Source organism: Verrucomicrobium sp. GAS474, assembly GCF_900105685.1.
Classification (GTDB): domain Bacteria; phylum Verrucomicrobiota; class Verrucomicrobiia; order Methylacidiphilales; family GAS474; genus GAS474.
Genome location: NZ_LT629781.1, coordinates 1273707 through 1291445, shown reverse-complemented (window position 1 = coordinate 1291445; position 17739 = coordinate 1273707). Strand labels below are relative to the sequence as shown.

Here is a 17739-nt window from a genome sequence, read left to right as displayed (position 1 = left end):
AACCCAAAGAAATCCATGCGCCTCCTTCCCCACCTCTGCCGGGCCTTGCTCTCCGGCCTCTTCCCCCGCCGCCGCGCCCTCCAACCCGTCCGGACCCCCTCCTCCCGCCGCGAAGGCTCCCGCCCCGCAGCGCCCGTCCGCCGCCCCAGCCGCATGCGGCATTGAAACCACGCTTCCTCCCGGGACACAAAAAAACCGCCCCCCTTTCGGGGAGCGGTTTTTTCGGTTCCGGGATCCTTACTTGATGAAGAGGATTTCCTGGAAGGTCGGCAGGGGCCAGAGGTCGTCGGCGACGATCCCTTCGAGCTTGTCGGCCGCCTCGCGGGTCTTGAGCATCGCGGGGATGATCTTGTCCTTGGCGTACTTCGCGTGGTCGAGGGTCGTTCCTTCGGCCTCGTGGCTGTGCGCCTCGCAGAGTTCCTTGATGCCCGCGCCCAGCTCCTTGATCAGCTCGGCGGTCTTTTCCGCCGGGCAGGAGGGGAAGTCGACACCGATGGCCTTCGCCTTGGCGATCGACTCGGAGACCTCACCGAGGTGGCGCAGCGCGGCGGGGAAGATCTGGGTCTTGGCGATCTCCAGGGTGAGGAGCGCCTCGACGTTGATCGTCTTCACATACTGCTCGAGCGCGATTTCCTGGCGGCTTTCGAGCTCTTCCTTGGTGAGGATGCCGTACTTCTCGAAGGCGGCGACGGTGCTCGGCAGCGTGTAGGCGGGGAGCGCCTCGACGGAGGTCTTGAGGTTCGGGAGGCCGCGGCCTTCCGCTTCCTTGTGCCATTCCTCGGAGTAGCCGTTGCCGTTGAAGATCACCTTGCCGTGCTCGACGATGATGCTCTGGAGGAGCTTCTGGAGGGTGGCGGTGAACTTGTCGGGGCCGGCCTTCTCGAGCTCGGTGGCGATGTAGTCGATCGATTCGGCGACGATCACGTTCAGGACGAGGATCGCGGCGCCGATCGACTGGCTGGAGCCGACGGCGCGGAACTCGAACTTGTTGCCGGTGAAGGCGAACGGGCTGGTGCGGTTACGATCGCCCGCGTCCTTCGGGAGCGGGGGCAGGACGTCGACGCCGATCTGGAGCGTGGTCTTCGACTTGCTGGTCTTGGCTTCGCCAGCCTTGATCTGCTCGAAGACGTCGGCGAGCTGGTCGCCGAGGTAGACGGAGATGATCGCGGGGGGCGCCTCGTTGGCCCCGAGGCGGTGGTCGTTGCCCGCGGAGGCGACGACGGCGCGGAGGAGCTTCGAGTGGATGCTGACGGCGCGGATGACGGCCGTGGCGAAGGCCAGGAACTGGGCGTTCGCGTGGGGGGTGTCGCCGGGCTCGAGGAGGTTGCCCTGGGTCGAGTTGCCGAAGGAGAAGTTCAGGTGCTTGCCGCTGCCGTTGACGCCCTTGAAGGGCTTCTCGTGCAGGAGGGCGGCGAGGCCGTGCTTCTCGGCGACCGACTTCAGCAGGGTCATCGTGGTCTGCTGGTGGTCGGCGGCGAGGTTCGACGACTCATAGACGGGCGCGATCTCGAACTGCCCGGGCGCGACCTCGTTGTGGCGGGTCTTGATCGGGATGCCGAGCTTGTAGAGCTCGCGCTCCCAGTCGTGCATGAAGGCGAGGACGCGGGGAGGGATCGAGCCGAAGTAGTGGTCCTCGAATTCCTGGCCCTTCGGGGGCTTGGCGCCGAAGAGGGCGCGGCCGGCGAGGTGGAGGTCGGGACGGGCGTAGTAGAAGTTCCGGTCGATGAGGAAGTATTCCTGCTCGGGACCGGCGCTGCTGGCGACGTAGCTGATCTTGTCGTGTCCGAAGAGCTTCAGGAGGCGCTTGGCCTGCTTGTCGATCGCCTGCATGCCGCGGAGGAGCGGGGTCTTGTGGTCGAGGAGGTGGCCGGTCCACGAGACGAAGGCCGTCGGGATGCAGAGGGTGACGCCGTTCTGGTTCTCGAGGAGGTAGGCGGGGCTCGTCACGTCCCAGGCGGTGTAGCCGCGGGCGTGGGAGGTGCCGCGGAGGCCGCCGTTCGGGAAGCTGGAGGCGTCGGGTTCGCCCTGGATCAGGGTCTTCCCGGCGAACTCGGTGATGGCGGCGGCGACGCCGTCGGGGGAGAGGAAGGCGTCATGCTTCTCGGCGCTGAGGCCGGTGAGGGGGTAGAAGACGTGGGCGTAGTGCGTGGCGCCCTTCGACTCGGCCCAATCCTTCATCGCGGAGGCGACGACGTCGGCGATGGAACCGTCCAGCTTCGCGCCGCTCTCGATCGTGGCGATGAGGGCCTTGTAGACGGGCTTCGGCAGCCGCTGCTTCATCACGGCGGGGCTGAAGACGTTCGTGCCGTAGATTTCGGTCACGGGCGTTTTGTAGTCGATCGGAGCCGGGCTTTTGAACTCGGTCACCGCTTTGATCGCCGCTTGGCGGGAGGTGCTGGCACTCATGGATAGTGGATGCTGTGGGTTTGTTTTTGTTTTTCGGCCCGCCGTCCCGGGAAGATTCTTCCGGGGATAACGGACCAAGAGGGATGGGTGGGAGGGGGTGAGGAAGCGGTGGGCCGGGGAGGGGCGGCATCCGGGGATGCGTCCCGTCCCCCCAGCCTCGTCCGCTTGGGGGATTCAAAGGGGGGCGGCCCCCCTTTGAAGCTTGCTCAGACCGCTTTTTCTCCCGATTCTTCGGTGCGGATGCGGATGGCGCCCTCGACGGGCGAGACGAAGATCTTGCCGTCGCCGATCTTGCCGGTCTTCGCGGCGCCGATGATGGCCTGGACGGCCTTTTCGGCGAGGTCGGTCGGGATGACGACTTCGACCTTCACCTTGGGCAGGAAGTCGACGGTGTACTCGCTGCCGCGGTAAATTTCAGTGTGGCCCTTCTGGCGGCCGAACCCCTTGACTTCGGTGACGGTGAGGCCGGCAATACCGAGATCGGTCAATGCCTCCTTCACCTCTTCGAGCTTGAAGGGTTTGATGATTGCTTCGATTTTAACCAGGGCCATGTGTTCTTTCTCCAGTGTTCTTTAAGACTGTGTTGTGACTGTTTTTCGGGGCTTGCGCTGCGTTTTCTCAGGCGTCAGATGGCGGAATCCCCTCCCGACCAATCGGGATTCCCCCCATGGACAAAGACGAAGAAACGCTTCCCAAAGGGCTTTTGCAACCCGTTTTTCTCGGTGCCGCAAAAAACCCGGGAAGCCCTTCGGAAGGCCGACTTAACGTCGTACTTCCTTCGCATCTCCCTTCGTCAAGGTCCCCGCTATTCCGGGACATCTGTGCCTTAAGCAGAAAGAAAAGCAACTGGCGTGCCATGCGGCGGCCTCCCCTCCCCCTCGGGGATGAATTTTTTACCTGAGAGTATGAATAAAAGAGCGAGATGTTTTCATTTCCTTACCCATCAAGGAGTTCCCCAATTGCCGGAGGGCGGGATGGGAAAACGCTCGTTTCTCCCCGGCCTCCCCCTATAATAAGGGGACCATGAACCTCCTCGAAACGGTCTTCAAGAAGGTCCAGAACCATCCGAAGCGGATTGTCTTCCCCGACGGGAACGAAGTCCGCGTCCTGAAGGCGGCCGAGGAGTTCGTCTTCAACAAGTTGGGCATCGCGATCCTTCTGGGCGACCGCGAGGAGATCCTCGCCACGGCGAAGGAGGCGAACGTCTCCCTCCACCGCATCCTCATCATCAATCCCCGCGAGGCCGACGACGTCCCCGTCTTCCTGAAGTACCTGACGACGATGCCCCGGTACAAGTCGATGGCGCAGGCCGAGGCCCTCCGCATCGTCACGACGCCGAACTACTTCGCCGCCCTCATGATCCAGCACGGCCAGGCCGACGGCCTGGTCGGCGGCCTCCAGGCGAGCTCCGGCAGCCTCCTCCGCCCCCTCTTCCAGATCATCAAGACCCTGCCCGACGTGAAGTCGATCTGCGGCTGCATGGTCCTCGAAGTCCCGAAGTCGCCCTACGGCGACGAGGGGCTCTTCTGCTTCGGCGATTGCGCCGTCATCCCGAAGCCCTCCCCGGAGCAGCTCGCCTCGATCGCCATCGAGGCGGGGAAGCTGATGCGCCAGCTCACCGGCATTCCGCCCCGCGTCGCGATGCTCTCCTACTCGACGAAGGGAAGCGCCCAGACGGAGGACGTCGAGCGGGTCGTCGCCGGGACCGCCCTCGCCCGCCAATACCTGATGGAGAAGAACCTCGACATCGAGGTCGACGGCGAGATGCAGGCCGACGCCGCGATCGTCCCCGAGGTCGCCGAGTTCAAGGGCGTCTCCGGCCCCGTCGCGGGCAAGGCGAACGTCCTCGTCTTCCCCGACCTCGCCAGCGGGAGCATCGCCGCGAAGCTGGTGGAGCGCCTCGCCAAGGCGAGCGCCTTCGGCCAGCTGCTGCTCGGCCTCGACAAGCCCGCCGCCGAGGTCAGCCGCGGCGCGACGACGCGGGACATCCTCGGCGTCGCCGCCATCGTCGCCCTCCAGGCCATCGCCTACCGCAAGCTCTACCCGGAGCAGGGTGCCCGCTACGTCGCGACCGAGGAGACCGAATCGGTCGCGGTCAGCGCGCCCGAGCTCTAGGGCCCGGCCCTCCACCCTTTCCAGGGACTTTCCCATGATCCTCGACGGAAGCCTGGGCGTCGTCCTCGTCCCCGGCTTCATGGCCGACGCGACGCTGTGGCGCGATGTCGAGGCCGACCTCTCCGTCGTCGGCCCCATGATCCACGGAGACCTCGGCAAGGAGGCGACCCTCGACGGCATGGCCCGGCGGATCGTCGAGGAAAGCCCCGCACGGTTCCTCCTCGTCGGCTTTTCCATGGGCGGGTACGTCGCCCGCGAGGTCGCCCGCCTCGTCCCGGAGCGGGTCGCCGCCCTCGTCCTGATCGCCACCTCGGCCCGGCCTGATTCCCCCGCGCAGGTGGAGCGGAACGCGGCGGCCTCCGGCACCCTCTTCGCGCCGAACTTCGCCGGCCTGAGCCGCGCCGCCATCGCCTCCTCCCTCCATCCGGAGCGGGACGACGACGAGTCCCACATTGAGCGGATCCGCGAGATGGGCGTCCGGCTCGGGCACAAGGTCTTCCAGCGCCAGTCGCGCCTCGACCGGGGCGACGACCGAGGACGGCTCCGCGAGATCGGCTGCCCGACCCTCGTGATCGCCGCCGCCCAGGACCGCCTCCGCACCCGCGAGGAGGCGAGCGAACTCCGCCAGCTGATCCCCGGCGCCGCCCTCCGCGTCATCGAGGAGAGCGGCCACATGATCCCGATCGAGCAGCCCCGGAAACTCGCCGAGACAATCGTCGAATGGCTCCGGGGGGTGCCGGGATAGAGGGCGGCCTTTCCAAAACGTCTGGCAGGCCCTAGGCTCCCCTCCTCTATGAGCCACCCCGCCTGCCCGATGTGTGAGATGACCGAAGTCCTCGATCATGCCGAGCGTTGGGAGTGTGTGACCTGCGGGCATGAATGGCCGCGCGAGGAGGCAGCGGCGGCGGGTCGCGTCGTGAAGGACGCCCACGGGACCGTCCTTGCCGACGGCGACATCGTCGCCCTGATCAAGGATCTGAAGCTGAAGGGTTCCTCCCAGGTCCTCAAGGGCGGGACGAAGACGAAGGGCATCCGCCTCGTCGACGGCGATCACGAGATCTCGTGCAAGATCGACGGCATCGCCATGGGCCTGAAGGCCTGCTTCGTGAAGAAAGTCTGACAGCCTAAACGACCTGCCGCCTTATTGCGGGCGGGGCGCGCCGTCGTTCTGCGTCGTATCGGGCACCGCCCCGATCGGCACCGCCCGCTTCGCGTAAACAACGCTGAAGACCTGGTTGATCAGCGGCGCCGCCGCGTCGGCCCCCCAGAGGCTCTCCTTCTTGCTCCCCTCGACCATGACGACGAAGGCGTATTGGGGATTGTCCGAGGGAACGTAACCCATGAACCAGGCGATCTGGCGGGGTTCCTCCTTGGTCCCCACCTGTGCCGTCCCGGTCTTCCCGGAGAGGCGGGTGCCGTCGGGGAGGGCCTTCACCCCGGTCCCGATTTCGGTGACGGCCTGCATGGCGCTCTTCAGCGTCTTCCAGTCGGCGGCGGGAAGGGGGAAGACCGGCTCGGGCTTCGGCGGGAATTCCTGGACCGGATGGCCCGCGCCGTCCTCGATCGCCGAGACAAGGCGGGGCTCGAAGGCCGCCCCCTCGTTCGCGATCAGCTCGGCCAGGTGGGCGATCTGGATCGGCGTCATCAGGACGTCGCCCTGGCCGATGGCGGTGTTCGTCACGTCGCCGGGGCCGAAGCTCCGCTGGTGGTTGGCCAGGACGTAGGCCTCGTCGGGCATCCGGCCCGGGGCGTCGCCGAGGACGAAGCCGGTGGGGCGGCCGATGCCGAGTTCCTTCGCCGTGCTGACGAGATTGTCCCGGCCGACCATCAGGCCGAGGCGGAAGAAGTAGATGTTGATCGAGTGGGCGAGGGCCTCCCGGTAGGCGTAGGTGCCGACCTCGTCGGGGATGTGGTACTCGACGTTGCCGACCTTGTAGGTCCCGTTCGTCGTGAACTTGTCGTTCGGGTCGAGGACCCCCGCCCGGAGCGCGGCGAGGGAGGTGACGAGCTTGAAGGTCGAGCCGGGGGGCTGCTGCTGGAAGGTGACGCGGTTCAGCAGGGGCCGGGCCGGGTCCTCGCTCAGGCGGCTCCAGAGCTCGGGGGAGACGGCGGGGAGGAAGGCGTTCGGATCGTAGCCGGGCCGGCTCACCGAGGCGACGACGTCGCCGGTACGGGCGTCGAGGATGATCATCGCGCCGCGCGGGACCGCCTTCATCGTGCTCTCGGCCTCCTGCTGGATGCGGGTGCGGAGGGTGGTGCGGACGGTGTTCCCCGCCGTCGGCGGGACGGGGATCGTCGTGCTCTGGGGAAGGCCGTCGGCGGTGGTGCGGATCGTCATCCTCCCGTCGGTGCCGCGCAGCGCGGTGTTGAACGCCTCCTCGAGGCCGGAGCCGCCCTTGTAGTCGCTGTAGCCGACCTCGCCCTGGTGGTAGGGGCCGCGGCTCCGCGCCTGAGTCCGCTTCACCGTGCCGACGAGGTGGACGCCGAGGTCCCCCATCGGATAGCTCCGCCGCCACGTGTCCTGGAGGGCGAAGCCCGCCTGGGCGAGGCCGCTGGCCGGGAACGCCGCGATCTGCTGCGGGGTGAGGCTTTCCGAGACGATAATCGGCTGGAAGCGGCGGTAGGCATAGAGCTTCTGGAGGACGTCGTCGGTGAGGGCCGCCGGGGGCGGCGTCCCGAGCCATTGGGCGGCGCGGGCGATTTCGGGCTGCGCCCAGGCGGAGGCCGCCTCGGCGGTCGAGACGAGGCTGAGCGAGGGCCAGGCGAGGACGAGGTTCTGCGTCGCCACCGTCGAGGCGAGGAGATCGCCCTCCGAGGTGACGATGTTTCCCCGGAGCGCCGGGAGGCGGTATTCGATGATCCGGGGGATCGGGTTGGGCGTGTCGGCGTCGCGCGCGGGGGAAGGAGCGGGAACGGAGGCCGGGGCCGCAGCCGCAGCCGAAATCGGACTCGGATCGGGCGCGGCGGACTGGGATTGGGCAAGGCCGGGAAGGGCGAAAATCAGCCCGACGACGGAGGCCCTTGCGGCACGGCGTAGAGTCGGGACGGGGAAAGGCATGCGATACTCTCCCTCCTAAGGGCCTTTTGCGCAAATCAGGGGAATCGGGTGAACCGGGTCAGCCCGCCCGATAGGGCTGGTACTTCCCGCCCCCGCTTGATAAAAACGAGGCTCCTTTTTCATGAACGAACTTTATATCAAGAAGATCGCCGAAGAGCTGAAGGTTCAGCCCCGGCAGGTGTTGGCGACGGCCCAGCTTTTCGCCGAGGGGGCGACGGTTCCCTTCATCGCCCGCTACCGCAAGGAAGTCACCGGCACCCTCGACGAGGTCGCGATCACGACGATCCGCGACCGGCTGATCAGCCTCGCCGAGGTCGACCAGCGGCGCGAGGCGATCGTGAAGTCGCTGACCGAGCGGAACCTCCTCACCGACGCGCTGAAGGAGGCGGTCGCCGCAGCCGACTCGCTGACCCGCCTGGAGGACATCTACCAGCCCTACCGACCGAAGCGCCGGACGAAGGCAACCATCGCGAAGGAACAGGGGCTCGAGCCCCTCGCCCTCCTCCTCTTCGCGCAGCAGCCGACGACCGACCCGCTGGCCGAGGCGGCGGCCTTCGTCGATGCCGAGAAGGGCGTGGCGACCGCCGAGGCCGCGCTGGCCGGGGCGCGGGACATCCTCGCCGAGCAGGTCAGCGACGACCCGACGGCCCGCGCCCAACTCCGCGAGCTCTACGAGAAGCAGGGCATCGTGAAGTCGAAGGTGATGTTCGAGAAGGAGGAGGCCGGGGCGAAGTTCAAGGATTACTTCGACTGGAGCGAGCCCCTCGCCAAGGTACCGAGCCACCGCCTCCTCGCCATGCGGCGGGGCGAGGCCGAGGAATTCCTCCTCATGCGGATCACCGTCGCCGAGGAGGAGGCCCTCCGCCTCCTGGAGCCGCTCTTCGTCAAGGGGAGCGGCCCCGCCGCCGAGCAGGTGCGGATGGCGGTGCAGGACAGCTACAAGCGGCTCCTCATGTTCGCCATCGAGGGGCAGATGCGGCTCGACTCGAAGAAGAAGGCCGACGCCGAGGCGATCCGGGTCTTCGCCGAGAACCTGCGCGAACTCCTCCTCTCCTCGCCGCTGGGGCGGAAGAGCGTCCTGGCGATCGACCCCGGGTTCCGCACCGGCTGCAAGATCGTCTGCCTCGACCGGCAGGGGAAGCTCCTCCATCACGACGTCGTCTACCCGACCGCCTCCTCCGCCGGGGAACGGCGCGACGCCGCCGAGGCGCTGCTGAGCATGATCCGGAAGTACGAGATCGAGGCGATCGCCATCGGCAACGGCACCGCGGGCCGGGAGACCGAGACCTTCGTGAAGCTCCTGAAGCTGACGATCCCCATCGTCATGGTGAACGAGAGCGGCGCGTCGATCTACTCCGCCTCCGACGTGGCGCGGGAGGAATTCCCGACCCACGACCTCACCGTCCGGGGCGCGGTCTCGATCGGGCGGCGGCTGATGGACCCGCTCGCCGAGCTGGTGAAGCTCGACCCGAAGTCGATCGGCGTCGGCCAATACCAGCACGACGTCGACCAGCCCGCGCTGAAGCGGAGCCTCGACGACGTCGTGGTGAGCTGCGTGAACGGCGTCGGCGTCGAGCTGAACACCGCGAGCAAGCAGCTCCTCACCTACGTCTCCGGCCTCGGCCCGACCCTCGCGGGGAGCATCGTCGCCCACCGCGACGCGAACGGGCCGTTCAAGTCCCGCGCCGAGCTGAAGAAGGTCGAGCGCCTCGGGCCAAAGGCCTTCGAGCAGGCGGCGGGCTTCCTCCGCATCCGCGAGGGGGAGCACCCCCTCGACGCCAGCGCCGTCCACCCGGAACGTTACGACCTCGTCGACGCGATGGCGAAGGACCTCGGCTGCTCGGTCTCCGACCTGATGCGCGACGCCGGGCTCCGCCGGAAGCTCGACCTCTCCCGCTACGCGACCGAGGCCGTCGGCCTCCCGACGCTCAACGACATCGTCGCCGAGCTCGCGAAACCGGGCCGCGACCCGCGACAGCAATTCGAGGTCTTCGCCTTCGAGGCGGGGGTCGAGAAGATCGAGGATCTCAAGCCGGGGATGAAGCTCCCCGGCATCGTGACGAACGTCACCGCCTTCGGCGCCTTCGTCGACATCGGCGTCCACCAGGACGGCCTGATCCACGTGAGCCAGCTCGCTGACCACTTCGTCCGGGACGCCTCCGAGGTCGTGAAGGTGCAGCAGAAAGTCATGGTCACCGTCACCGACGTCGACCTGCCCCGGAAGCGGATCGCCCTCTCGATGAAGGCCGCCCCGCTGATCGGGGCAGCCGCGACGGGGAAGAGCTCCCCCGGCGGCCCGCGCCCCGCCCCGACCGGCGGTCAGGGACGCGACGGAGGCCGCCCGGGTTCGGGCTTCGGCAGCGGAGGCCGTTCCACGGGGAACGACTGGTTCACCGAGGCCCTCTCGAAGGGAAAGCGTTAGACCGAGGCGGCCAGGCCGCCCGCCTTCCGCCGCGCCACCCGGGCGACGGCGAGGCTGCCCAGCCCGAGAAGCACCCACGTCGACGGCTCCGGCACGGCGACGGCGGTCAGCGTGACGGCGTTGTTGAGGTAGCTGATCTGGAAGAGATTGCTGCCGAGGGTGAAGGTCGAGCCCTCGGCGAGGCCCTGGAAGGTGCCCGAAACGCTCGCCGCGCTGAGGAGGGTGAACTTGGTCCCCAGCGTGAGGGCGCTGTTCCCGAGGTCGGAGCCGCTGAGGAGGGCGAGGCCGGAGCCGAGGGAGGCCGCGCCGGTCACCTTCAGCAAGTCGATCGTCTTCGTGGTGCTGTTGAGCTCGAAGCGGAGGGTCGAGTTCGTGCCGAAGGCCAGCGTCGTGGCGAAGACCATCGTCCCGATCGTCGTCGAGCCGTCGCCGGTCGAGCCCGCGTCGACGATCGAGGTGCCGAGGCCGCCGCCGATCGTCGTCGCCCCGTTGATCTTCCCGGTGGTGCTCCCGTCGCCGGTGCCGGTGAGGACGGCGTTCACTCCGGTATCGGCGATGATCTTGGTCGCCCCGGTCGAGGCGATGAGGCCGGTCACCTGGAGGGTGCCGTTCTTCACGGTCGTCGTCCCGGTATAGGCCGTGGTGCTGGTCGCCGACCATTGCATGATCCCCGCGCCGGTCTTCGTGATCCCCGTCGTCGAGGCGGCCTTGAAGGCGGAGCTGAAGTTGAGATCGGACCCGGTGGTCGTCCCCCGCTCGACGTTGAAGGTCAGCGCCGAGGTCGTGTCGATCTCGGCGGAGAAGACCGACTGGACGCTGTCCGCGTGGACGTTGATCGTGGTCGCGGTTCCCGCGTAGAGCCCGTAACCGGCGGAACCCTTCACCGTCCCCCCGGTGATGTCGAAGGTGCCGTTGATCGTCGTGTTGCCGAGATTGACGATGCCGCCTTCGTTGACGGTGAGGCCGTTGATCGAGTTCTGATGGTAACTGCTGCCGTCGGTCAGGGTGCCGCCGTTGTTGACCGTGACCGTGGCGTTGACGAAGGAGGTGCCGTTGGGGGTGAGCCAGACCCCTCCCTGGTTGATCACCATGGTGCCGGAATAATTGGTGCTGCTGTAGTTCCCGATATCGAGGGTCCCCAAGCCGACTTTGGTGATTACGCCACTCCCGGTCATCGAGGTCTGAAAGATGAGCGAGTCCAAATAACCGGTGTCGACGGTCGTCGCCGAGTTGAAGACGAGGCTCGTATTGAAGGAAGTGCCGTTGACCGTATTTTCGATCGTGGCCGTCCCCGTCGACGATTGGAAGGTGATGGTCCCGCCGGCGGCGAAGAAGGGGATTCCGTTGGTGATGCGGATACCGCCAAGGGTCACCGTGCCCACGTTGATGGTCTGGGTCCCGGTCCCGCCGTAGGCGAAGAGCGCGGTATCGTCGACGCCGTTCGGAACGGCGTTCTGGTACCAATTGGCAGCGTCGGACCAGTTGAAGGTGCCGGTCGTGGTGGTGTTGTACCAGATCCCGTCGGTCGCCCGGGCGGGAATGGCCAGGGCCAGGAGAGCGGCGAGGGGGAGGAGCTTTCGGGCGAGATGCTTCATAGGGAGGGAAGGGTTGGGCGAACTCTTTGCCGACAAGTTGTGATTTCAACATACGCCTTTTAGCTCGCGTACCGTGACGAGGAACCGGGACCGGTTCCGGAAACACATCCGTTTGTCTAAACATTGCTCCGGGCACGGGGGAGCCGGGAAGGGGAAGGGGCCGGGAATCGCCCGCGCAGGGCTATTCCGCGAGGAGGAGGGCGGCGATCTGCCGGACCCGGCCCGCGCTCTCGGGGGTCGGGTTGGCGGTCTCGACGTGGCGGAGGCGGCCCTTCTTGTCGTAGACGAGGACCTGGGTCCGGTCCCGGGGGATGCCGAAGCCGTGGGTGATCGCGCCCGTCTCGTCGAGCAGGAGGAGGGGGCGCGCTTTGGGGGCGAATTCCTTCTTCATCTCGTCCCGGGCCATGCCGGAGAGGCCCGACTGGGCCATGTCCTCGATCAGGGCGAATTTGACCGCGCGGGGGAGGCGGGTCGCCCCCTCCTCGGCAAGGAACTTCGCCCACTTTTTCTGGCGGCCTCCCTGGCTGAGATCGGGAACGGAGAAGATCACGACGACGACATACCCCTTCACGTCGGCCGAGAAATGGCGGCCCCCGGCGGGATCCTTCAACGTCTGGTCGCCCATTTCCCGCGCATAGTCGCCCGGCGGGATCGTCATCAGGGGGGACGGCTCCGCCGCGCGGAGGAAGAAGGGCGCGAGGCAGAGGAGAAGGACCGGGAGGCGTGCCGTCATTTCCTCAGGATAGCCGACCGGAGGGGAGAGACAACCTATTCGGGATTGGAAGGCGACCGCCTCCCGGCCTTACAGCAACCCTTCCTGCTCCAGCTCCGTCAGCCGTCCGTCCTCGTAATCGGGAACGATTTCGGCGAGGCCGGGGAGGTCGAGGAGGAGGTCGAGGGGGAGGGAGAGATCGGGATGGGGGAGGGCGCTGGTCTCGATGGCGCGTCGGCCCATCGTGAGGTAGACCCAGGCGAAATCGGGGGCCTGGAGGACGCGGAACTGGAGGGAATCGGACCCGTACATGACGTCCTTCGGCTCCTTCACCGAGAGGGTGAATCCGGTCCCCGCGCCGGTGTGGGGGGCGACCTGCTCGACGGCGTCGAAGCGGGTGAGCCAGGAGGCGACGCACGCACCGACGGTTTCCTTGTCGAAGGGGGTCTTGAAGATGGCGACGTATCCTTGGCTGATCATGGCGGGAGCGAAAACTAACGCGCCCGCCCTGCGATTGCAAGGCGGGCGCGATGAGCCCGGGCCCGGTGATCTCTCTTCCGATCAGCTCCCGGCCTCGGCCTTGAAGGCGGTCTGCCGCCGGAGGTTCCGGCCGCCGCTGATCGCGTGGGTGGGGATGAGGGAGGCGACCCCGGTCCGCTCCCGCTCGAAGCGGAGGGAATGATTCTGATGATGGCGGCGCTCCTCGTCGTTCATCGGGATGCCCCGGATGGCCGAGGCGGAAGAGGAGGCGACGACTTCGGCACCGGCCTTCTTCGCCCCGTCGACCAGGAGGACGAGGGTGCGGACGGCGTTCTGGAGCTCGACCGACTGGCCGCTCAGTTCCTCGGCGGCGCTCGCCGATTCCTCGGCGGCGGCGGCGGTCTTCTGGGTGACGCCGTCGATCTCGGCGACGGCGGTCCCGATCTGGCTCAGCCCCTCGCTCTGCTCGCGGGAGGCGTTGTCGATCTGGGCGACGAGGGCGTCGACCTCGCGGGCGCCGGTCTCGATCTTCGAGAGGCTCTCGCTCACCGACTGGGCGGTGCGGGCGATCTCGGCGATCCCGGCCTCGACGCGGGCGTTGGCTTCGACGCCGCGGTGGCTCTGCTCGACGGAGACCTCGATCTTGCGGGCGGTCTCCTTCGCGGCCTCGGCGCTCCGCTGGGCGAGGGAGCGGACTTCCTCGGCGACGACGGCGAACCCGGCCCCGGCTTCCCCGGCGCGGGCCGCCTCGACGGCGGCGTTCAGGGCGAGGATGTTCGTCTGGAACGCGATCTCGTCGATCGTCTTGATGATCTTCGAGACGTCGTCGCTCGACGTCTTGATGCCGCTGATGGTCGAGGCCATGGCGGCGCTCGCCTCGCGGATGGTCTCCATCGCCTTGCTCAGCTCGGCGGTGCGGGCGGCGCCCTCGGCGGCGGCGGCGCGGTTCTCCCCGGAGAGGGTGCGGGCGGTGCGGGCGCCGTCGGCGTTCCGCTTCGTCATGCTGCCGATCTCCTCGACGGAGGCGCTGGTCTCCTCGAGGGAGGCGGCCTGCTGGCTCGCCCCGGCGGCGAGGGCCTGGCTGGCCGAGGCGACCTGCCCGGCGGCGGAGGCCACCTGGGAGGCCCCGGCGTGGAGGGTGTCGGAAACGGCGCGGAGGACGCGGGAGATGGAGCGGACGTTCGTCACGGAGAGGACGATGCCGAGGGCGATGGCGGCGCTGCCGACGCCGACGATCCACTCGACGAGGGTGGCGACGAGGGCCTTCAGCTTCGCGCCGCGCTGGGAGGCCTGGTCGGCGTTGAACTGGAGGAGGGCGATACCGGCGTTCTGGTAGGCGAGGCCGGCGGGGCCGACGCGGGTCTCGAGGAGCTCGAGCCCGGCCTCGCGATTGGTCGCGACGGTGTCGAGGTATTGCTGCTTGGCGGCCTTGTAGGTGTCGCGGGTCGCCTGGAGGGCGTCGAAGTTCTTCTTGTCGGCGGCATCGAAGATGGTCCCCTGGTAGTCCTTCACGGCCTGGCTGACGGTGACGCCGACGCTGTCGATCTCCGCCTTGATGGCGGTGATCTCCTCGGGGCTCTTCGCGAGGGCGATCTTGTGGAGGAGGGTGTCGGTCCGCAGCCGTCCGTTGACGATCTTCTGCGCGGTGAGGACGCCGGGGATCGAGTCCTCGGAGAGGCTGAGGCCGAGCTGCTTCAGGTTCAGGATTCCCTCGACGGCGAAGAGGGAGATGCCCGCGATGACGAGGCACAGCAGGGCGGAATTGAGGGCGATGCGTTGGGTCAGGGTCCAGTTTTTCATGGTGGGGGATTTTGCGGTTTGGGGGGTGGGGGGTGGGACGGAGCGGAAGGAAATCAGTTGGAGCCGGGAAGGCCGCCCTCGCAGGCGCGCGGCCCGCCGAGGGGGAGGAGGACGACGAAGCGGCTGCCGACGCCGGAGAGGCTCTGGCATTCGATCCGACCGCCGTGCCGCTCCACGAGGAGCTTCACGCCGAAGAGGCCGACGCCGTTCCCGGCGATGTGGCGATGGCGGGTCGAGCGGAAGAAGGGCTGGTAGAGCCGCTCGATCTCGTCGGCCGGGATGCCGCTCCCCGTGTCGGCGACCTCGAAGCGGAGGTGGCCGCTGCCGAACTCGGCGGTGAGGGTGACGGGGTTCCCTTCGGGGGAATACTTGAAGGCGTTGGAGAGGAGGTTGCAGATCACCTGCTCGACGAGGGTCGGATCGATCCACGCGTGGTCGGTGGGATCGGCCTCGATGTTGCAGAGGGCGCCCCGGCCGACGCCGTCGACGCCGAGGGCGTGGCGGAGGGCGCGGCGGCAGAGGTCGGCGACGTTCGTCCGCCGGAGCTGGAGGGGGATGTCGTCGCCCGGATCGCGGGCCATCAGGACGAGGCGCTCGACCATCCGGGTCATGCTCTCGACGGCGCCCTGGAGGGCGTCGATGGGGAGGGCGTCGTGGGTTTTCTTCTCGGGATCGAGGGCGAGCATGTCGAGGCCGAGGCGGAAGGTGGTGAGGGGGCCGCCGAGGTCGTGGGCGATGAGGGAGACGAAGTCCTTCTGGCGGCGGAGGCGGCCCTGGCACGCCTCCCGGTAGTTCTGGGCGCGGCCGAGGCGGCTGGCGATGGCGTCGAGGAGGGTCTTCCGGTCGATCGGCTTCTTGAGGAAGTCGTCGGCACCGAGGGCCATCGCCTCGCGGACCTTCTCCTCGCCGGAGAGGCCGGTGAGGAAGATGACGGGAGTCGCGGCGAGCTTCGGCGTCGAGCGGACGTAGCGGAGGAGGTTCCAGCCGTCGAGGCCGCCCATCTCGATGTCGGAAAGGATGAGGTCGGGGGTCGCCTCCTTCAGGAAATCGACGGCGTTCACCCCGTCTTCGGCGACGACGACACGGTAGCCGACCTTGCGAAGCATCTCGGAGAAAGCGCGGGCGAGGTCGGGCTCGTTTTCGACCAGGAGGATCTGGGCGGCGAGCTTGCGGATTTCCCGGGCGATGGCGGGGGGCGTGGTGCGCGGGCCGTGAGAGGGGGTCGACAAATCGTTCATATTCGCAAGAGAGTGTTCATCTTTCGTGCCAAGATTCGGATATAGTCATATCAAGCTTGTAATCAGCATGTTGTGATTTTCGTCCATTTCTTGTGATTGCATCGTTTGAACGAAAGCGATACTTTTTAGGCCGGGTCGTCGCTCGATCGTCGATTTAAAATGTGCCGCGAGGCACCTCACCAGGAAGGGTTCCATCCACCATGCAACGCACCTCCAGTGCCGGTTCCATCCTGCTGGTCGAGGACGAGCCCGATTTCGCCGCCAGCGTCACCCGCGTCCTCGTCGCCGCGGGGTATGAGGTCCGCGTCGTCAGCTCGGTCGCCGAGGCCCAGTCGACACTCCGACGCCGCGATCCCGACGTGATCCTGAGCGACGTCCACCTCCCCGACGGCAACGGCCTCGACCTCCTGAAGGCCGTCCGCGCCCGCGACCCCCTCCGCCCGATCCTCCTGATGACGGCCTCGGGCAGCGTCGACCTCGCCGTCGAGGCGACGGTCCACGGCGCCTTCGATTACCTCCTGAAGCCGGTCGAGCGGACCCAGCTCCTCGAGGCCGTCGGCAAGGCGATGGCGAGCCGGGCCATGTCGAAGGAGGCCGTCGCCCTGCCGACGGAGAAGATCCGCAAGGACGATTCCCCCATCGTCGGCAGCAGCCCGGCGATGCTCCGGCTCTTCAAGGAAGTGGGCCGCGTCGCCCGGCAGCCGGTCCCGGTCCTCCTCCTCGGCGAGACGGGGACGGGCAAGGAGCTGATCGCCCGCGCCCTCTACCGCTACAGCGGCCTGAAGAACCAGCCCTTCGTCCCGATCAACTGCGCGGCGATCCCCGAGACGCTGATCGAGAGCGAGCTCTTCGGCCACGAGAAAGGGGCCTTCACCGGGGCGCAGGCGCGGCGCATCGGCCGCTTCCAGCAGGCCAGCGGCGGCATGCTCTTCCTCGACGAGATCGGGGAGCTCCCCCTCCCGATGCAGGCGAAGCTCCTCCGCGTCCTCCAGGAAAAGGAGATCCAGCCCCTCGGCGGCAACGCCGCGGTGAAGATCAACGTCCGCATCGTCGCCGCCACCCACCGGAACCTGGAGGAGGAGGTCGCCGCCGGGCGCTTCCGGGAAGACCTCTACTTCCGCATCAACATCGCCCCCCTCTATCTCCCCCCGCTGCGCGAGCGCCGGGAGGATATCCCCGAGCTCGTCGCCTTCTTCCTCCGCCGCCAGGCCGAGGAGGCCGGGCAGCCCGTCCACCGCGTCGCCCCCGAGGCCCTCGCCTGGCTGCGCGACCGCCCCTGGCCCGGGAACGTCCGCGAGCTGGAGAACACCGTGAAGCGGGCCGCCCTCTTCGTCCACGGCGGCGTCCTCGGCGTCGACGCCCTCCTCGACGCGGTGCGGCGAAACGCCCGTCCCTCGGACGAGGAGAGGGGCGCGGGAAGGATCGCGCCGTTCCCCCAATTCCCCGTCTCCGAGGCGCTCGACGTGGCCGCCCTTCCCCTCGCGGCCACCGAGCCCCAGGAGAGAGGCGGCCTCGACGCCCTCGTCGAGCACCTCCTCGACCGGCACCTGAAACCGAAGCGGGCCGGAGCCTCGGCCCCCCCCGCGCCCCTCCTCGCCCAGGTCGAGCGCGAGGTCATCCTCCGCGTCCTGAAGCGGGTGAAGAACAACAAGACCCGCGCCGCCGAAATTCTCGGCATCAATCGGAAGACCCTGCGCGAAAAACTGACACTCCATCACATCGCCGAAGAAACCGACGAGACGACGGAAGCGGCGGAGCGGACTTAGGGGGAAACACCAGGGAGAGGAAACTGCTCCTTGGATGCTTCTTCCTTGCGCATCGCGTTCTTGAAGGCCATGAGGCGGGGCAGCCCTTCGGGGCTTGCGCGGTCGACCCTGTACAGCTGGAGGCGACCCGCTTTATAGCCACAGAGG

General features: G+C 67.7%; 14 protein-coding genes. 6 read left to right on the top strand and 8 right to left on the bottom strand.

Features of this window, described 5'->3' with window-relative positions:
- Positions 1 to 15: 15 nt before the first annotated feature.
- Entirely contained in the window at positions 16 to 165 is a 150-nt protein-coding gene (locus tag BLU04_RS16315; protein ID WP_157895139.1) for a hypothetical protein, read from the top strand.
- A gap of 72 nt (positions 166 to 237) precedes the next feature.
- On the opposite strand, the gene BLU04_RS05215 is transcribed toward BLU04_RS16315, so the two are convergent.
- Complete coding sequence (locus tag BLU04_RS05215; RefSeq protein WP_093283115.1) at positions 238 to 2406, bottom strand: glutamine synthetase III; 2169 nt, start codon at positions 2404 to 2406, stop codon at positions 238 to 240.
- A gap of 206 nt (positions 2407 to 2612) precedes the next feature.
- Positions 2613 to 2957, bottom strand: coding sequence for a P-II family nitrogen regulator (locus BLU04_RS05210; RefSeq protein WP_093283112.1), 345 nt, complete (start codon positions 2955 to 2957; stop codon positions 2613 to 2615).
- A 472-nt stretch (positions 2958 to 3429) separates the two neighbouring features.
- Between BLU04_RS05210 and BLU04_RS05205 the strand changes: the two genes are divergently transcribed.
- Genes BLU04_RS05205 through BLU04_RS05195 form a run of 3 tightly spaced genes read left to right on the top strand, consistent with a single transcriptional unit; the run spans position 3430 to position 5641 of the window.
- Positions 3430 to 4521, top strand: coding sequence for a phosphate acyltransferase (locus tag BLU04_RS05205; RefSeq protein ID WP_093283110.1), 1092 nt, complete (start codon positions 3430 to 3432; stop codon positions 4519 to 4521).
- Positions 4522 to 4555: 34 nt separating this feature from the next.
- Positions 4556 to 5266 carry an alpha/beta hydrolase gene (locus BLU04_RS05200; RefSeq protein ID WP_197673039.1) on the top strand — a complete coding sequence of 237 codons (711 nt, stop codon included), beginning with the start codon at positions 4556 to 4558 and terminating at the stop codon, positions 5264 to 5266.
- Positions 5267 to 5314: 48 nt separating this feature from the next.
- A complete protein-coding gene (locus BLU04_RS05195) occupies positions 5315 to 5641 on the top strand; it encodes a zinc ribbon domain-containing protein YjdM (RefSeq protein WP_093283107.1) in 327 nt (108 codons plus the stop codon).
- A gap of 21 nt (positions 5642 to 5662) precedes the next feature.
- Here the strand turns inward: BLU04_RS05195 and BLU04_RS05190 are convergent, their stop codons facing one another.
- Entirely contained in the window at positions 5663 to 7579 is a 1917-nt protein-coding gene (locus tag BLU04_RS05190; RefSeq protein ID WP_093283106.1) for a penicillin-binding transpeptidase domain-containing protein, read from the bottom strand.
- Between the two features lie 121 nt (positions 7580 to 7700).
- Between BLU04_RS05190 and BLU04_RS05185 the strand changes: the two genes are divergently transcribed.
- A complete protein-coding gene (locus tag BLU04_RS05185; protein WP_093283103.1) occupies positions 7701 to 10001 on the top strand; it encodes a Tex family protein in 2301 nt (766 codons plus the stop codon).
- Here the strand turns inward: BLU04_RS05185 and BLU04_RS05180 are convergent.
- The 5 genes from BLU04_RS05180 to BLU04_RS05160 all read right to left on the bottom strand — a co-directional run bounded on the left by BLU04_RS05180 (position 9998) and on the right by BLU04_RS05160 (position 15826).
- A complete protein-coding gene (locus BLU04_RS05180) occupies positions 9998 to 11596 on the bottom strand; it encodes a PEP-CTERM sorting domain-containing protein (protein WP_093283100.1) in 1599 nt (532 codons plus the stop codon). The two genes, BLU04_RS05185 and BLU04_RS05180, sit on opposite strands and share 4 nt — an antisense overlap.
- 181 nt (positions 11597 to 11777) lie before the next feature.
- Positions 11778 to 12329, bottom strand: coding sequence for a hypothetical protein (locus BLU04_RS05175; protein ID WP_093283097.1), 552 nt, complete (start codon positions 12327 to 12329; stop codon positions 11778 to 11780).
- 69 nt (positions 12330 to 12398) lie between these two features.
- On the bottom strand, positions 12399 to 12788 hold the full coding sequence (locus BLU04_RS05170; RefSeq protein ID WP_093283094.1) for a hypothetical protein: 390 nt from the start codon (positions 12786 to 12788) through the stop codon (positions 12399 to 12401).
- Between the two features lie 81 nt (positions 12789 to 12869).
- Positions 12870 to 14588 carry a methyl-accepting chemotaxis protein gene (locus BLU04_RS05165; protein WP_197673038.1) on the bottom strand — a complete coding sequence of 573 codons (1719 nt, stop codon included), beginning with the start codon at positions 14586 to 14588 and terminating at the stop codon, positions 12870 to 12872.
- A 53-nt stretch (positions 14589 to 14641) separates the two neighbouring features.
- Positions 14642 to 15826, bottom strand: a complete 1185-nt coding sequence (locus tag BLU04_RS05160) for a HAMP domain-containing sensor histidine kinase (protein ID WP_093283084.1) — start codon at positions 15824 to 15826, stop codon at positions 14642 to 14644.
- A gap of 200 nt (positions 15827 to 16026) precedes the next feature.
- Between BLU04_RS05160 and BLU04_RS05155 the strand changes: the two genes are divergently transcribed.
- Positions 16027 to 17592: a sigma-54 dependent transcriptional regulator gene (locus BLU04_RS05155; protein ID WP_093283081.1), complete on the top strand. Its 1566-nt coding sequence runs from the start codon at positions 16027 to 16029 to the stop codon at positions 17590 to 17592.
- Positions 17593 to 17739 lie beyond the last annotated feature (147 nt).

What these genes read in the sequence shown, in the direction of transcription:
- BLU04_RS05175 (WP_093283097.1), bottom strand. Translation starts at nt 12,329, where the DNA reads ATGACGGCACGCCTCCCGGTCCTTCTCCTCTGCCTCGCGCCCTTCTTC.
- BLU04_RS05160 (WP_093283084.1), bottom strand. Translation starts at nt 15,826, where the DNA reads ATGAACGATTTGTCGACCCCCTCTCACGGCCCGCGCACCACGCCCCCC.
- BLU04_RS05210 (WP_093283112.1), bottom strand. Translation starts at nt 2,957, where the DNA reads ATGGCCCTGGTTAAAATCGAAGCAATCATCAAACCCTTCAAGCTCGAA.
- BLU04_RS05200 (WP_197673039.1), top strand. Translation starts at nt 4,556, where the DNA reads ATGATCCTCGACGGAAGCCTGGGCGTCGTCCTCGTCCCCGGCTTCATG.
- BLU04_RS05215 (WP_093283115.1), bottom strand. Translation starts at nt 2,406, where the DNA reads ATGAGTGCCAGCACCTCCCGCCAAGCGGCGATCAAAGCGGTGACCGAG.
- BLU04_RS05185 (WP_093283103.1), top strand. Translation starts at nt 7,701, where the DNA reads ATGAACGAACTTTATATCAAGAAGATCGCCGAAGAGCTGAAGGTTCAG.
- BLU04_RS05195 (WP_093283107.1), top strand. Translation starts at nt 5,315, where the DNA reads ATGAGCCACCCCGCCTGCCCGATGTGTGAGATGACCGAAGTCCTCGAT.
- BLU04_RS05165 (WP_197673038.1), bottom strand. Translation starts at nt 14,588, where the DNA reads ATGAAAAACTGGACCCTGACCCAACGCATCGCCCTCAATTCCGCCCTG.
- BLU04_RS16315 (WP_157895139.1), top strand. Translation starts at nt 16, where the DNA reads ATGCGCCTCCTTCCCCACCTCTGCCGGGCCTTGCTCTCCGGCCTCTTC.
- BLU04_RS05155 (WP_093283081.1), top strand. Translation starts at nt 16,027, where the DNA reads ATGCAACGCACCTCCAGTGCCGGTTCCATCCTGCTGGTCGAGGACGAG.
- BLU04_RS05180 (WP_093283100.1), bottom strand. Translation starts at nt 11,596, where the DNA reads ATGAAGCATCTCGCCCGAAAGCTCCTCCCCCTCGCCGCTCTCCTGGCC.
- BLU04_RS05205 (WP_093283110.1), top strand. Translation starts at nt 3,430, where the DNA reads ATGAACCTCCTCGAAACGGTCTTCAAGAAGGTCCAGAACCATCCGAAG.
- BLU04_RS05190 (WP_093283106.1), bottom strand. Translation starts at nt 7,579, where the DNA reads ATGCCTTTCCCCGTCCCGACTCTACGCCGTGCCGCAAGGGCCTCCGTC.
- BLU04_RS05170 (WP_093283094.1), bottom strand. Translation starts at nt 12,788, where the DNA reads ATGATCAGCCAAGGATACGTCGCCATCTTCAAGACCCCCTTCGACAAG.